Below are 14368 nucleotides of genomic sequence, written 5' to 3'. Positions count from 1 at the left end.
GGCAGAACATGAGCAACGCAATCGACATCAAGGTTCCCGACATCGGCGACTTCAGCGATGTGCCCGTCATCGAGATCTTCGTGAAGCCGGGCGACACGGTGAAGGCCGAGGACCCGCTGGTCTCGCTCGAATCCGACAAGGCCACGATGGACGTGCCCGCCCCGCGCGGCGGCGTGGTCGAGTCCATCGCCGTGAAGCTGGGCGACAAGGTCAGCGAAGGCAGCGTCATCATGACGTTCAAGGCCGAGGGCGGCGCGGTTGCGCCCGCTCCGGCCGAAGCCGCCAAGCCCAGCGTCAGTGCGGCGCCGTCGGCCACCAGCGCGCCTGCCGGCGTGGCCGAGGTGCGCGTGCCGGACATCGGCGAATTCAAGGACGTGCCCGTCATCGAGATCTTCGTGAAGGTCGGCGACACGGTGAAGGCCGAGGACCCGCTCGTCTCGCTCGAATCCGACAAGGCCACGATGGACGTGCCCGCGCCGCTCTCGGGCGTGGTGACGGCCATCGGCATCAAGATCGGCGACAAGGTCAGCGAGGGCTCGGTGATCCTGTCGCTCGCGACCGGCGATGCGCCTGCGGCGAGCGCCGCTGCACCGGCGCCGGCAGCATCTGCCGCGCCCGCACCGGCGCAGTCCGCTGCGGCCGTCGGCGGCGCCATCGACGAAGCTGCCTTCGCGCTCGCCTACGCCGGCCCCGCCGTGCGCAAGCTCGCGCGCGAACTCGGTGTCGATCTCGGAAAGCTCAAGGGCACCGGCGAGCACGGCCGTATCGTGCGCGCCGACGTCGAGGCCTTCGCGACGGGTGGCGGTGCAACTGCCGCGCCGGCCGCTGGCAAGGCCGCTGCAGCCCCTGCGGGCGGTGGCGTCGGCGGCATCGACCTGCTGCCCTGGCCCAAGGTCGACTTCGCCAAGTTCGGACCGACCGAGCGCAAGGAACTGTCACGCATCAAGAAGATCAGCGCAGCGAACCTGCACCGCAACTGGGTCGTCATTCCTCACGTGACGACGCACGACGAGGCCGACATCACCGAGCTCGAACCCTTCCGCGTGCAGATGAACAAGGAGCTGGAAAAGTCGGGCGTGAAGATCAGCATGCTGCCCTTCATGATGAAAGCGGCCGTGGCGGCGCTGAAGAAGTTCCCGGAGTTCAACGCCAGCCTCGACGGCGATGCGCTGGTGCTCAAGAACTACTGGCACATCGGCTTCGCGGCCGACACGCCCAACGGCCTCATGGTGCCGGTGATCCGCGATGCCGATCGCAAGACCGTGCCCGAGATCGCGAAGGAGATGGGCGAGCTCGCCAAGCTCGCGCGCGACGGCAAGCTCAAGCCCGACCAGATGTCGGGCGGCACCTTCACCATCAGCTCGCTCGGCGGCATCGGCGGCATCTACTTCACGCCGATCATCAACGCGCCCGAAGTCGCCATCATGGGCGTGTGCAAGAGCTACTGGAAGCAGCACTCTTCCGACGGCAAGACCTACACCTCGCGCCTCACGCTGCCGCTTTCGCTGTCGTGGGACCACCGCGTGATCGACGGCGCCGCCGCTGCGCGCTTCAACGTCTATTTCGCCAACGTGCTCGCCGACCTGCGGCGCGTGCTGTTCTGAAGGAAGCTCCCAAATGGCACACATGGTGGAAGTCAAGGTCCCCGACATCGGCGAATTCAAGGATGTCGCGGTCATCGAGCTGCTGGTCAAGCCCGGTGAGGTCATCGCGGTCGATACCGGCCTGATCATGGTGGAGTCCGACAAGGCCTCGATGGAGATTCCGTCGAGCCATGCGGGTACGGTGAAGGAACTGAAGGTCGCGCTCGGCGACAAGGTGAGCGAAGGCTCGGTGATCCTGGTGGTGGAGGCATCGGCGGCCGCGCCTGCAGCGGCGCCGGCCGCCGCTGTCGCCGCGGCGGCTCCCGTTGCCGCCGCACCCGCGCCCACGGCCGGCAGCTACGCCGGCAAGGCCGACATCGAGTGCGAGGTGCTCGTGCTCGGCGCCGGCCCGGGTGGCTACTCGGCCGCCTTCCGCAGCGCCGACCTCGGCATGAAGACCGTGCTCGTGGAGCGCTACGCCACGCTCGGCGGCGTGTGCCTCAATGTTGGCTGCATTCCGTCGAAGGCACTGCTGCATACCGCAAGCGTGATGGACGAAGTCAAGTTGCTGGGCCACCACGGCATCAAGTACACCGCGCCCGAGGTCGACATCGACGCGCTGCGCGGCTTCAAGGACGGTGTCGTCAAGAAGCTCACCGGCGGCCTGGCCGGCATGGCGAAGGCGCGCAAGGTCGAGGTCGTCACCGGTGTCGGCAGCTTCCTCGATCCGCACCATGTCGAGGTGGTGGGCGAGGGCGGCGCGAAGAAGGTGGTGAAGTTCGCCAAGGCCATCATTGCCGCGGGCTCGCAGGCCGTGGAGCTGCCTTTCATGCCCGAGGACGAACGCGTCGTCGACTCCACCGGCGCGCTGCTGCTCAAGAGCATTCCGAAGCGCATGCTGGTGGTCGGCGGCGGCATCATCGGGCTGGAGATGGCCACGGTGTACTCGACGCTGGGCACGCGCGTCGACGTGGTCGAAATGCTCGACGGCCTGATGCAGGGCGCCGACCGCGACCTCGTCAAGGTGTGGGAGAAGTTCAACGCGCCGCGCTTCGACCACGTCATGCTCAAGACGAAGACCGTCGGCGCCAAGGCCACCAAGGCTGGCATCGAGGTGAGCTTCGAAGGCGAGAAGGCGCCGAAGGAGGCCCAGGTCTACGACCTCGTGCTCGTGGCCGTGGGCCGCAGCCCCAACGGCAGGAAGATCGGCGCCGACAAGGCCGGCGTGGCCGTCACCGAGCGCGGCTTCATCGACGTCGACAAACAGATGCGTACCAACGTGCCGCACATCTTCGCCATCGGCGACATCGTCGGCCAGCCCATGCTCGCGCACAAGGCCGTGCACGAGGCCCACGTGGCGGCCGAGGCGGCGCACGGCGAAGCGGCGTTCTTCGATGCGCGGCAGATCCCCTCGGTGGCCTTTACCGACCCCGAGGTGGCCTGGGCCGGCAAGACCGAGGAGCAGTGCAAGGCCGAGGGCCTGAAGGTCGGCAAGGCCGTGTTCCCCTGGGCGGCGTCGGGCCGCGCCATCGCCAACGGGCGCGACGAAGGCTTCACCAAGCTGCTGTTCGACGAGGCCACGCACCGCATCGTCGGCGGCGGCATCGTCGGCACGCATGCGGGCGACCTGATCAGCGAGCTGTGCCTGGCCATCGAGATGGGCTGCGAGCCCGGCGACATCGGCAAGACCATCCATCCGCATCCGACACTGGGCGAATCGATTGGCATGGCGGCCGAGCTGTTCGAGGGCGTCTGCACCGATCTGCCGCCGGTGAAGAAGAAGTAGGACGCGCTGCCATGCCAGTTCAACTTGCCTTCGAGGCACTCGGATCGGGGCCTCCCATGGTGATCCTGCACGGCCTGTTCGGCGCCGGCCGCAACTGGACGCAGATCGCCCAGTCGCTGGCCGCCGGCTACCGCGTCTACCTGCCGGATGCCCGCAACCACGGTGCTTCGCCGTGGGCCGAGACCATGTCGTACACCGACATGGCGCTCGACGTGCTGGCTCTCATCGAAAGAGAGCAGCTGGAGCGGCCGTTCGTCGTCGGCCACAGCATGGGCGGCAAGACCGCCATGGCCCTGGCGCTCGGCCACCCAAAGACCATTGGCGGCGTCGCGGTGATCGACATCGCGCCCGAGTGCTATGCCGACCAGTTCGCCTCGCATGTGTCCGCCATGCGAGGCCTGGACACCGCTGCCGCGGCAAGCCGCCGGCGGATCAGCCAGGCGCTGCTGGACGGTCTGGGCGGCACCGCACCTGTGGACTTCATGATGCAGAACCTGCGGCGCCAGACCGAGCGTTTCGACTGGCGGCTCAATCTGATGGCGACGGCCTTGTGCATGCCGGACCTTTGCGGGTTCCCGGAACAGTTGCTGCGCGAACGCTACGACGGGCCGGCCCTGTTCTTCGCGGCGGCGGAGTCCGACTACGTGCGACCCGATTCGCTTCCACGCATCCAGGCGATGTTCCCCTGCGCGCAGCTGGAGCACATCACCGAGGCCGGCCACTGGGTGCACGCGGATCAACCGGAAGCGCTGTTGTGCGGCCTGCACGGCTGGCTGGGCGACGCCTGCGCGCTCGCCCCGCGCTGATCCCGACACCCTCAGTACAGACAGACACACGGAGACAAAACCATGTCCGACAACCTGCGCGAAGCTGCCCTCGACTACCACCGCTTTCCCACGCCCGGCAAGATCTCGGTGAACCCGACCAAGCCGATGGCCACCCAGCGCGATCTTGCGCTCGCCTACTCGCCCGGCGTGGCCGACGCCTGCATGGAGATCGCGCGCGACCCGGCCGAGGCCATGAATCTCACCTCGCGCGCCAACCTGGTGGCGGTCATCACCAACGGCACGGCGGTGCTGGGACTCGGCAACATCGGCGCGCTGGCCGGCAAGCCGGTGATGGAAGGCAAGGCCTGCCTGTTCAAGAAGTTCGCCGGCATCGACGTCTTTGACATCGAGCTCGACGAGACCGACCCCGACGCGCTCATCGACACCATCGCGCGCATGGAGCCCACCTTCGGCGGCATCAACCTCGAAGACATCAAGGCGCCCGAGTGCTTCTACATCGAGAAGAAGCTGCGCGAGCGCATGAAGATCCCGGTTTTCCACGACGACCAGCACGGCACCGCCATCGTCGCGGCCGCCGCCATCCTCAACGCGCTGCGGCACGTGAAGAAGGACATCCGCGAGGTGAAGCTGGTGGCCTCGGGCGCCGGTGCGGCGGCACTGGCCTGCCTCGACCTGATCGTGAGCCTCGGCCTGCCGCTGCACAACATCTACGTGTCCGACAGCGCGGGCGTGGTCTACACCGGCCGCAAGGAGCAGATGGACCCGAACAAGGCCCGCTATGCGCAGGACACCTCGGCGCGCAAGCTGGCCGACGTGATCGGCGGCGCCGACATCTTCCTCGGCCTGTCGGCCGGCGGCGTGCTCAAGCCGGAGATGGTGAAGGAGATGGCGCGCGATCCGATCATCCTCGCCATGGCCAACCCGACGCCGGAGATCCTGCCGGAAGACGCGCTCGCCGTACGCCCCGACGCCATCCTCGGCACCGGCCGGTCGGACTATCCGAACCAGGTCAACAACGTGCTGTGTTTTCCGTTCATCTTCCGCGGTGCGCTCGACGTGGGCGCGACCACCATCAACGAGGAGATGAAGCTTGCCGCCGTGCGCGCCATCGCGGAGCTCGCGCATGCCGAGATTCCCGAAGTGGTGGCGCAGGCCTACGGCGCGCTCGGCCTGCGCTTCGGCCGCGACTACCTGATCCCCAAGCCCTTCGACCCGCGCCTGATCGAGGCGGTCGCGCCCGCGGTGGCGCAGGCCGCGGTCGACAGCGGCGTGGCGACACGGCCCATCGCCGACATGAAGGCCTACCGCCAGCGCCTGTCGCAGTTCGTCTACCAGTCGGGCAGCAGCATGCAGCCGCTGTTCGCAGCCGCCAAGCAGTCGCCCAAGCGCGTGGTCTACGCCGAGGGCGAGGACGAGCGCGTGCTGCGCGCCGCGCAGGTGGTGGTGGACGAAGGCCTGGCGCGGCCGCTGCTGCTGGGCCGCCCCGAGGTGATCGCGGAGCGCATCGCGCAGTACGGCCTGCGCCTTGCGCTGGGCACCGACTGCGAGGCCGTCGACCTGCTCGACCCCGCCGTGCACGGCGACGCCGCCGAGGCCTACTACCAGCTCAAGCGCCGCGACGGCGTCTCGCGCCTGGTGGCGCAGACCGAGATGCGCAGCCGCGGCACGCTGCTCGCGGCGATGCTGGTGCGCCAGGGCCGGGCCGACGCCATGCTGTGCGGCACGCTGGGCGGCTACGGCGATCACCTGCGCCATGTGCGCGACGTGATCGGCCTGCGCCCAGGCACCAAGACCATGGCCGCCATGCAGATGCTGATGCTGCCGGGACGCCAGCTCTTCATCTGCGACACGCACGTCAACCGCGACCCCGATGCGGCGCAGATCGCAGAGATCACATTGCTGGCGGCCGAAGAGGTGCGCCGCTTCGGCGTGACGCCGAGCGTGGCGCTGCTGTCGCACTCGAACTTCGGCGGCTCGGATGCGGCCTCGGCCGTGAAGATGCGCGAGGCGCTCGCGCTCATCAAGGCGAGCGATCCGCAGCTCGCGGTGGAAGGCGAGATGCGCGGCGACGCGGCGCTGTCCAAGTCGATCCTCGACCACGAGTTCCCGGACTCGGCGCTGGACACCGAAGCCAACGTGCTCATCATGCCCAACGTCGACGCGGCCAACATCTCCTACAACCTGCTGCGCATGGCGGCCGGCAGCGGCATCACGGTGGGAGGCATCCTGCTGGGCGCCGCGCGCTCGGTGCACATCCTCACGCCGTCGTCCACGGTGCGCCGCATCGTCAACATGACGGCGCTGACGGTGGTCGATGCCAACTCGCACCGCGGCGCGTCCTGACGGCACGGCCATGAACGACATCGTGCTCCATGGCCCGCAGCGCGGCGCCGCCAAGACGCGCCGGATACCGATCCGCGTGGCCGAGGCAGGCCCGGCCCTGCCCAAGCCCGACTGGATCCGCGTGCGCGTCTCGCAGAGCGAGGGCTTCCGCGAGGTGAAGCGCACGCTGCGCGAGGCCAGCCTGCACACCGTGTGCGAAGAGGCCTCGTGCCCGAACATCGGCGAATGCTTCGGCAAGGGCACCGCCACCTTCATGGTGCTGGGCGACCTCTGCACGCGTCGCTGCCCTTTCTGCGACGTGGCCCACGGCCGTCCGCAGCCGCCCGATCCGCAGGAGGCGCAGCACCTGGCCGACACGGTCGCTCGGCTGCGCCTGAAGTACGTGGTGATCACCAGCGTCGACCGCGACGACCTGCGCGACGGCGGTGCGGCGCATTTCGCCGCCTGCATCCGCGCGGTGCGCAGGCAGTCGCCCGGCACGCAGATCGAGGTGCTCACGCCCGACTTCCGCGGCCGCGCCGAGGTTGCGCTCGACATCCTCGCGGCCGACCCGCCGGACGTGATGAACCACAACCTCGAGACCGTGCCGCGCCTGTACCGCCAGGCGCGACCCGGCGCCGACTACATGCACTCGCTTCGGCTGCTCCAGTCGTTCCGCGCGCGCTGCCCCGGCGTGCCCACCAAGTCGGGCCTGATGCTGGGCCTGGGCGAGACCGACGACGAAGTGCTGGAGGTGATGCGCGACCTGCGCCGCCATGGCGTCGACATGCTCACCGTCGGCCAGTACCTGCAGCCGCGCCCCGGCAACCTGCCGGTTGCGCGCTACGTCGCTCCGGCGCAATTCGAAACTCTTGCGCAGCAGGCGCACGCCATGGGCTTTGCCCATGCCGCCTGCGGACCGCTCGTGCGGTCGAGCTACCACGCCGACCGGCAGGCGCATGCCGCCGGCGTCTGAATTTTCTAGGAGACATTCGTGGACCACCAACCCGTATCCAAGCCCTTCTACAAGTCCCTGTACTTCCAGGTCATCACTGCGATCGTCATCGGCGTGCTGCTGGGCCATTTCTATCCACAGACCGGCGCGGCAATGAAGCCGCTGGGCGACGGCTTCATCAAGCTCATCAAGATGATCATCGCGCCGATCATCTTCTGCACGGTGGTGGTCGGCATCGCCGGCATGGAGGACATGAAGAAGGTCGGCAAGACCGGCGGCCTGGCGCTGCTGTACTTCGAGATCGTCAGCACCATTGCGCTGGTGGTGGGGCTGGTCATCATCAACGTCGTGCGGCCCGGCGCCGGCATGAACATCGACGTGAGCCAACTCGACACCAAGGCGATCGCCGCCTACACAGCGCCTGGACAGATGCAGGGCACGGTCGACTTCCTGCTGCATGTGATCCCGAGCACGGTGGTCGACGCGTTCGCCAAGGGCGAGATTCTCCAGGTGCTGCTGTTCGCCGTGATGTTCGGCTTCGCGCTGCACAAGTTCGGCGGTCGCGGTACGCTGGTGTTCGACTTCATCGAGAAGTTCTCCCACGTCCTGTTCGTCATCGTCGGCTACATCATGAAGGTGGCGCCGATCGGCGCTTTCGGCGCGATGGCATTCACGATCGGCAAGTACGGCGTCGGCTCGCTGCTGCAGCTCGGCCAGCTGATGGCGACCTTCTACGCCACGTGCCTGCTGTTCATCTTCGTCATTCTCGGCGGCATCGCGCGGGCGCACGGCTTCTCGATCTGGAAGTTCATCAAGTACATCAAGGAAGAGCTGCTGATCGTGCTGGGCACCTCCTCCAGCGAATCGGTGCTGCCGCGCATGATGGCCAAGCTCGAGAACCTGGGCGCCAAGAAGTCGGTGGTCGGCCTGGTCATCCCGACCGGCTACTCGTTCAACCTCGACGGCACCTCGATCTACCTGACGATGGCGGCCGTGTTCATCGCGCAGGCCACCAACACCGACATGACGGTGACGCAACAGATCACGCTGCTGCTGGTGCTGCTGCTGACGTCCAAGGGCGCGGCCGGCGTGACCGGCAGCGGCTTCATCGTGCTGGCCGCCACGCTGTCGGCAGTGGGGCACGTGCCGGTGGCGGGCCTGGCGCTGATCCTGGGCATCGACCGTTTCATGTCGGAAGCCCGCGCGCTGACCAACCTGATCGGCAACGGCGTCGCCACGGTGGTGGTCGCCAAGTGGACCAACGACCTGGACGCCGCCCGCATGAAGCGCATCCTGGACAACGAGACGCCGGCCGAGGCCGACGCGCCCGAGGCAGTGCTGGATCAGGTCGAAACCCACATGCCCGTGGCCCAGCCGCGCTGAAGCGACCACATGCCTGTACGGAGCAGCCAACCATGAACAGCCCCGTGCAGAGGCACCGAGTCGTCATCGTGGGCGGCGGTGCCGGCGGTCTGGAGCTGGCCACGCGTCTCGGCGATACGCTGGGCAAGCGCGGCATGGCGGACATCACGCTGATCGACAAGCACCGCACCCACGTGTGGAAGCCCAAGCTGCACGAGATCGCGTCGGGCAGCATGGACATGAGTGCGCACGAGGTCGACTATCTCGCGCAGGCGCACTGGCACCGCTTCCGCTTCCGGCTCGGCGAGCTCACCGGCATCGACCGCGAGCGGCGCGAGGTGCATGTCGCGCCCTACATGGACGACGAGGGCCGGCTGGTCACGCCGGCGCGCGCGTTCGGCTACGACACGCTGGTCGTCGCCATCGGCAGTCTCAGCAACGACTTCGGCACGCCCGGCGTGCGCGAGCATGCGCTGCGGCTCGAGTCGAAGGCGGACGCCCAGCGCTTTCACCAGCGCATGGTCAACGCCTGCATCCGCGCGCACGCGCAGACCGCGCCGCTGCGGCCCGAGCAGCTGCACGTGGCGATCATCGGTGCGGGCGCCACCGGCGTGGAGCTGGCGGCCGAGCTGCATCGCACCACGCGCGAGGTCGTGGCCTACGGGCTCGATCGCGTGGATGCCGAGAAGGACATCCAGGTCAGCGTGATCGAGGCCGCCGATCGCGTCCTGCCCGCGCTGCCGCCGCGCATGTCGGCCGCCACCGAGGCGCTCCTGCGCAAGCTGGGCGTGGACGTGCACACCTCGGCCAGGGTGGCCGAGGTGCTGCCCGAGGGCGTGCGCCTGGCCGACGGCCGCACGCTGCCGGCCGAGCTGGTGGTGTGGGCCGCGGGCGTGAAGGCGGCCGATTTCATGAAGGACATCGCGGGACTCGAAACCAACCGCAGCAACCAGCTCGCGGTGCTGCCGACGCTGCAGACCACGCGCGATGCCGACATCTTCGCCATCGGCGACTGTGCGGCCTGCGACTGGCCCGAGGCCAACGACGGCAAGGGCGGCCTGGTGCCGCCGCGCGCGCAGGCGGCGCACCAGCAGGCCTCGCACGTCGCGGCGCAGATCCGCCGGCGCATGGCGGGCAAGGCGCTCAAGCCCTACCGCTACCGCGACTTCGGCTCGCTGGTGTCGCTCGGCGAATTCAGCACCGTCGGCAACATGATGGGCGGGCCCGTCGGCGGCAGCCTGATGATCGAAGGCCGCTTCGCGCGGCTCATGTACATGTCGCTCTACAAGATGCACGAGCTGGCGCTGCACGGCGTCGTCAAGGTCTCGCTCGACACGCTCGCCCGCCTCATCACGCGGCGCACCGAACCCCACGTCAAGCTGCATTGAGCAGTCACGGCCATGACCCAACCCTCACCCGATCTCGATGCGACCTCGTGGTTGCAAGCCTGGCAGCAGGGCCTGTCGCAGGGGCACACGCAGTTCGGCGCATTGATGCGCCGTGCGCTGGAGGCGGCGCCGTTCGACGCGCGCGGCAAGGCACAGATGGACTTCGCGCTGCGGCAGGTCGTCGATGCCATGAACCCGGCCAACAGCCTCGCCACCAACCCCGAGGCGATGCAGGCCGCGCTCGACTCCGGCGGTGCGAGCCTGCTCGAAGGTGCGCGTCTCTTCCTGGCGGACGTGGCGAAGGGCCGCATCTCGATGTCGGACGACGAGGCCTTCGAGGTCGGCCGCAACGTCGCGACCAGCCCCGGCAGCGTGGTGTTCGAGAACGAGTTGATGCAGCTCGTGCAGTACACGCCGTCCACGGCGAAGGTCCACAAGCGCCCGCTGGTCATCGTGCCGCCTTGCATCAACAAGTTCTACATCCTCGACCTGCAGCCGGGTAACTCGCTGGTTGCCTATGCGGTCGAACAGGGCCACACCGTCTTCCTGGTGTCGTGGCGCAATGTCTCGGCCGAGCAGGGCCATCTGGGCTGGGACGACTACGTCGAGCAAGGCGTGCTGCGGCCGCTCGATGTCGCGCGGAGCATCGCCCGTGCCGACAAGGTCAACACGCTGGGCTTCTGCATCGGCGGCACGCTGCTGGGCAGCGCGCTGGCCGTAGCCGCCGCGCGCGGTGAAACGCCGGCCGCCAGCGTCACGCTGCTGACCGCGATGCTCGATTTCTCGGACACCGGAGAACTGGGCCTGATGGTGGATGAGGCCATGGTGGCCGCGCGCGAAGCCACCATCGGCCGCGGCGGCCTGCTCAAGGGCCGTGAGCTCGCGACCGTGTTCGCCGCGCTGCGCGCCAACGACCTGATCTGGCCCTACGTGGTCAACGGCTACCTCAAAGGCAAGGCGCCGCCGGCTTTCGACCTGCTGTACTGGAACGGCGACGACACCAACCTGCCGGGGCCGATGTACTGCTGGTACCTGCGCAACACCTACCTGGAGAACAGGCTGCGCGTACCCGGCGGCACGGTGCAGTGCGGCGTGCCGGTGGATCTATCGCGCGTCGATGCGCCGGCCTTCGTCTACGCCTCGCGCGACGACCACATCGTGCCGTGGAAAACCGCCTATGCCGGCACGCAACTGCTCGGCGGCGACACGCGTTTCGTGCTCGGCGCCAGCGGCCACATCGCGGGCGTGATCAACCCGCCCGCGAAGAAGAAGCGCAACCACTGGGTCGGCGATCTCGCGTCCGACGCCGGCGCCTGGCTCGATGGCGCGCAGAGCATCGACGGCAGCTGGTGGCCCGCGTGGAGCGACTGGCTCGCCGCGCATGCCGGCGCGAAGGTCGCCGCCCGCCGCGCGTTGGGCAGCGCGGATTTTCCCGTGATCGAGCCCGCTCCCGGGCGCTATGTCAAAGCCAAGGCGGCCTGAAGCCGGGCCGTCGTCATTCCCTTCGCATCAACCCCCAAGGAGACTCTCATGTCAGACGATATCGTGATCGTGGCCGCGCAACGCACGGCGGTCGGCAAGTTCGGCGGCTCGCTCGCCGGCACGGCCGCGCCCGAGCTGGGCGCGCATGTGGTGAAGGGCCTGCTCGCGAAGGCCGGCGTGCCGGGCGATGCGGTGTCCGAGGTGATCATGGGCCAGGTGCTCGCGGCCGGCTCGGGCCAGAACCCCGCGCGCCAGACCGTGATCAAGGCCGGCTTGGCCGTCGGCGTGCCGGGCCTCACCATCAACAAGGTCTGCGGCTCGGGCCTGAAGGCCGTGATGCTGGCGGCGCAGGCCGTGAAGTGCGGCGACGCCGAGATCGTGGTGGCCGGCGGCCAGGAGAACATGAGCGCTGCGCCGCACGTGCTGCCCAATTCGCGCAACGGCCAGCGCATGGGCGACTGGAAGCTGGTCGACACCATGATCGTGGACGGCCTGTGGGACGTCTACAACCAGTACCACATGGGCACCACGGCCGAGAACGTGGCGAAGAAGTACGGCATTACGCGCGAGATGCAGGACGCGCTGGCGTTGGCCTCGCAGCAGAAGGCCGCGGCCGCGCAGGACGCGGGGCGCTTCGACGACGAGATCCTGCCCTTCAGCATTGCGCAGAAGAAGGGGGACCCCGTCGTCTTTGCGGCCGACGAGTTCGTGAACCGCAAGACCAACGCCGATGCGCTCGCCGGCCTGCGCCCGGCCTTCGACAAGACCGGCTCGGTGACGGCCGGCAATGCCTCGGGCCTGAACGATGGCGCGGCCGCGGTGCTGGTGATGTCGGCCTCGCGCGCCGCCGCACTCGGCCTGCAGCCGCTCGCGGTGATCCGCGCCTACGCGAGCGCAGGGCTGGACCCGTCGCTCATGGGCATGGGCCCGGTGCCCGCTTCGCAGCTGGCGCTGAAGAAGGCCGGCTGGAAGGCGCAGGACCTCGACCTGATGGAGATCAACGAAGCCTTCGCGGCGCAGGCCTGCGCGGTCAACCGCGAGATGGACTGGGACACCAGCCGCATCAACGTCAACGGCGGCGCCATCGCCATCGGCCACCCCATCGGCGCCTCGGGCTGCCGCGTGCTGGTGACGCTGCTGCACGAGATGCGCCGCCGCGGCGCCAACAAGGGCCTGGCCTCGCTGTGCATCGGCGGCGGCATGGGCGTGGCGCTGGCCGTCGAGCGCGCCTGACCGATTTTCTTAGTCACACAACGTACCAAGGAGAAAGCAGATGAGCGAGAAGCAGCAACAAGTGGTCCTGGTCACCGGCGGCATGGGTGGCCTGGGCGAGACGATCTCCACCAAGATGGTCGATGCAGGCTACAAGCTCGCGGTGACCTATTCGCCGGGCAACAAGTCGCACGCCGAGTGGGTGGCGCAGATGGCGCAGCGCGGCTATGAGATTCTGGCCGTGCCCTGCGACGTGGCGGACTTCGACTCGTGCGCGCGCGCCGTGTCGGAGGTGCAGGCGCGGCTGGGCCCGGTCGACGTGCTGGTCAACAACGCCGGCATCACGCGCGACATGACCTTCAAGAAGATGGACCGCATCAACTGGGACGCGGTACTGCGCACCAACCTCGACAGCCTGTTCAACATGAGCAAGCAGGTGGCCGACGGCATGGTGGACCGCGGCTGGGGCCGCATCATCAACGTGTCCTCGGTGAATGGCTCGAAGGGCGCGTTCGGACAGACCAACTACTCGGCCGCCAAGGCCGGGGTGCATGGCTTCACCAAGGCGCTGGCGCTCGAGGTGGCGAAGAAGGGCGTCACCGTGAACACCATCTCGCCGGGCTACATCGGCACCAAGATGGTCACGGCCATTCCGAAGGAAGTGCTCGACAGCAAGATCCTGCCGCACATCCCCGTGGGCCGTCTCGGCAAGCCCGAGGAGGTGGCGGGCCTGATCATCTACCTCGCCTCGGAAGAGGCGGCGTTCGTGACCGGCGCCAACATCGCCATCAATGGCGGCCAGCACATGCAATGAGCAAACGACCATGATCCTCAAAAACGGCATCGATCAGGTCGCACTGATCAAGAAGTTCTCCGAGGCCTCCGCCAAGCAGGGCGAGACCGTGCGCAAGGCGGTGCACGAGGCCACGCTCAAGGCGCTGCAGGGCCGCGAGCTCACGCTGGCGAACATCCGGCAGGTGTTGGGCACGGTCACCAGGACGGCCTCGGCCGGCGCGGCCGGCAGCAAGCTGCCCGCGCCCGATGTGGAAGGCCTGCTCGGCAAGGTCTTTGCCGGCATGGACGGCGCGCTGGAGCAGGCCGTGCTGGCCAACCAGCGCGCGCTGCAACAGCTGGTCGACCAGGGCGTGAGCCTGCGCGAGACGCAGCTCAAGAAGGCGCTCGCCGACATCGAGAAGATGGAGGAGACGCTGTTCGCCAGCGTGCGCAAGGCGGCGCCGGCCGACGGTCCGTGGAGCGGCGTCTTCCAGGCGATGCAGGGCAAGGGCACCGGCACCGGCGCGCGCGCCACGGCGGCGCTCGAGCAGCTCATGGAAGACACGCAGAAGAGCCTGCGCGACGGCCGCGCGATGGGCCTGCGCGCCTCGCAGGCGCTGATCGACAGCTACTCGGCGCTGGTGAGCGGCGTGCTCATCGGCATGTCGGAAGCCTTGAAGCAGGGCGGGGCGGCGAAGCGATGACCCAGGCCGGCG

At 68.4% G+C, this 14368-nt stretch carries 11 protein-coding genes; all 11 read left to right on the top strand.

From position 1 onward, the window contains the following. Nucleotides 1-8: 8 nt before the first annotated feature. Genes aceF through ACSQ9I_RS17825 form a run of 11 tightly spaced genes read left to right on the top strand, consistent with a single transcriptional unit; the run spans nucleotide 9 to nucleotide 14356 of the window. A complete protein-coding gene (aceF, locus tag ACSQ9I_RS17875; protein WP_436313953.1) occupies nucleotides 9-1604 on the top strand; it encodes a dihydrolipoyllysine-residue acetyltransferase in 1596 nt (531 codons plus the stop codon). A 13-nt stretch (nucleotides 1605-1617) separates the two neighbouring features. Further along, nucleotides 1618-3369 carry a dihydrolipoyl dehydrogenase gene (gene lpdA, locus ACSQ9I_RS17870; protein ID WP_436313952.1) on the top strand — a complete coding sequence of 584 codons (1752 nt, stop codon included), beginning with the start codon at nucleotides 1618-1620 and terminating at the stop codon, nucleotides 3367-3369. Nucleotides 3370-3380: 11 nt separating this feature from the next. Next, a complete protein-coding gene (locus ACSQ9I_RS17865) occupies nucleotides 3381-4175 on the top strand; it encodes an alpha/beta fold hydrolase (protein ID WP_093107997.1) in 795 nt (264 codons plus the stop codon). Between the two features lie 42 nt (nucleotides 4176-4217). Beyond that, a complete protein-coding gene (locus ACSQ9I_RS17860; RefSeq protein ID WP_436313951.1) occupies nucleotides 4218-6500 on the top strand; it encodes an NADP-dependent malic enzyme in 2283 nt (760 codons plus the stop codon). A gap of 10 nt (nucleotides 6501-6510) precedes the next feature. After that, on the top strand, nucleotides 6511-7455 hold the full coding sequence (lipA, locus tag ACSQ9I_RS17855; protein ID WP_436315772.1) for a lipoyl synthase: 945 nt from the start codon (nucleotides 6511-6513) through the stop codon (nucleotides 7453-7455). Nucleotides 7456-7473: 18 nt separating this feature from the next. After that, nucleotides 7474-8817: a dicarboxylate/amino acid:cation symporter gene (locus ACSQ9I_RS17850; protein WP_436304438.1), complete on the top strand. Its 1344-nt coding sequence runs from the start codon at nucleotides 7474-7476 to the stop codon at nucleotides 8815-8817. Nucleotides 8818-8849: 32 nt separating this feature from the next. Further along, complete coding sequence (locus tag ACSQ9I_RS17845) at nucleotides 8850-10184, top strand: NAD(P)/FAD-dependent oxidoreductase (protein ID WP_436313950.1); 1335 nt, start codon at nucleotides 8850-8852, stop codon at nucleotides 10182-10184. Nucleotides 10185-10196: 12 nt separating this feature from the next. Beyond that, complete coding sequence (locus tag ACSQ9I_RS17840; RefSeq protein ID WP_436313949.1) at nucleotides 10197-11666, top strand: PHA/PHB synthase family protein; 1470 nt, start codon at nucleotides 10197-10199, stop codon at nucleotides 11664-11666. A 48-nt stretch (nucleotides 11667-11714) separates the two neighbouring features. Beyond that, nucleotides 11715-12899 carry an acetyl-CoA C-acetyltransferase gene (locus ACSQ9I_RS17835; RefSeq protein ID WP_436296302.1) on the top strand — a complete coding sequence of 395 codons (1185 nt, stop codon included), beginning with the start codon at nucleotides 11715-11717 and terminating at the stop codon, nucleotides 12897-12899. Between the two features lie 40 nt (nucleotides 12900-12939). Then, the gene (gene phbB, locus ACSQ9I_RS17830; protein WP_093107984.1) at nucleotides 12940-13692 is read left to right on the top strand and encodes an acetoacetyl-CoA reductase; all 753 of its coding nucleotides are present in this window, start codon (nucleotides 12940-12942) and stop codon (nucleotides 13690-13692) included. A 10-nt stretch (nucleotides 13693-13702) separates the two neighbouring features. Then, on the top strand, nucleotides 13703-14356 hold the full coding sequence (locus tag ACSQ9I_RS17825) for a DUF6781 family protein (RefSeq protein WP_436292786.1): 654 nt from the start codon (nucleotides 13703-13705) through the stop codon (nucleotides 14354-14356). The last annotated feature ends 12 nt before the right edge of the window (nucleotides 14357-14368 follow it).

Origin of the sequence: Variovorax sp. LjRoot84, from assembly GCF_964254305.1 — a bacterium.
Lineage (GTDB): Bacteria > Pseudomonadota > Gammaproteobacteria > Burkholderiales > Burkholderiaceae_C > Variovorax.
Note: the sequence above shows the minus strand (reverse complement) of the source record. Positions and strands in the feature narration are given on the sequence as shown.

Bases quoted from the DNA above. Each gene is read 5' to 3' on its own strand.
- ACSQ9I_RS17840 (WP_436313949.1), top strand. From the start codon at position 10,197: ATGACCCAACCCTCACCCGATCTCGATGCGACCTCGTGGTTGCAAGCC.
- ACSQ9I_RS17845 (WP_436313950.1), top strand. From the start codon at position 8,850: ATGAACAGCCCCGTGCAGAGGCACCGAGTCGTCATCGTGGGCGGCGGT.
- lpdA (WP_436313952.1), top strand. From the start codon at position 1,618: ATGGCACACATGGTGGAAGTCAAGGTCCCCGACATCGGCGAATTCAAG.
- phbB (WP_093107984.1), top strand. From the start codon at position 12,940: ATGAGCGAGAAGCAGCAACAAGTGGTCCTGGTCACCGGCGGCATGGGT.
- ACSQ9I_RS17835 (WP_436296302.1), top strand. From the start codon at position 11,715: ATGTCAGACGATATCGTGATCGTGGCCGCGCAACGCACGGCGGTCGGC.
- ACSQ9I_RS17860 (WP_436313951.1), top strand. From the start codon at position 4,218: ATGTCCGACAACCTGCGCGAAGCTGCCCTCGACTACCACCGCTTTCCC.
- aceF (WP_436313953.1), top strand. From the start codon at position 9: ATGAGCAACGCAATCGACATCAAGGTTCCCGACATCGGCGACTTCAGC.
- ACSQ9I_RS17865 (WP_093107997.1), top strand. From the start codon at position 3,381: ATGCCAGTTCAACTTGCCTTCGAGGCACTCGGATCGGGGCCTCCCATG.
- ACSQ9I_RS17825 (WP_436292786.1), top strand. From the start codon at position 13,703: ATGATCCTCAAAAACGGCATCGATCAGGTCGCACTGATCAAGAAGTTC.
- lipA (WP_436315772.1), top strand. From the start codon at position 6,511: ATGAACGACATCGTGCTCCATGGCCCGCAGCGCGGCGCCGCCAAGACG.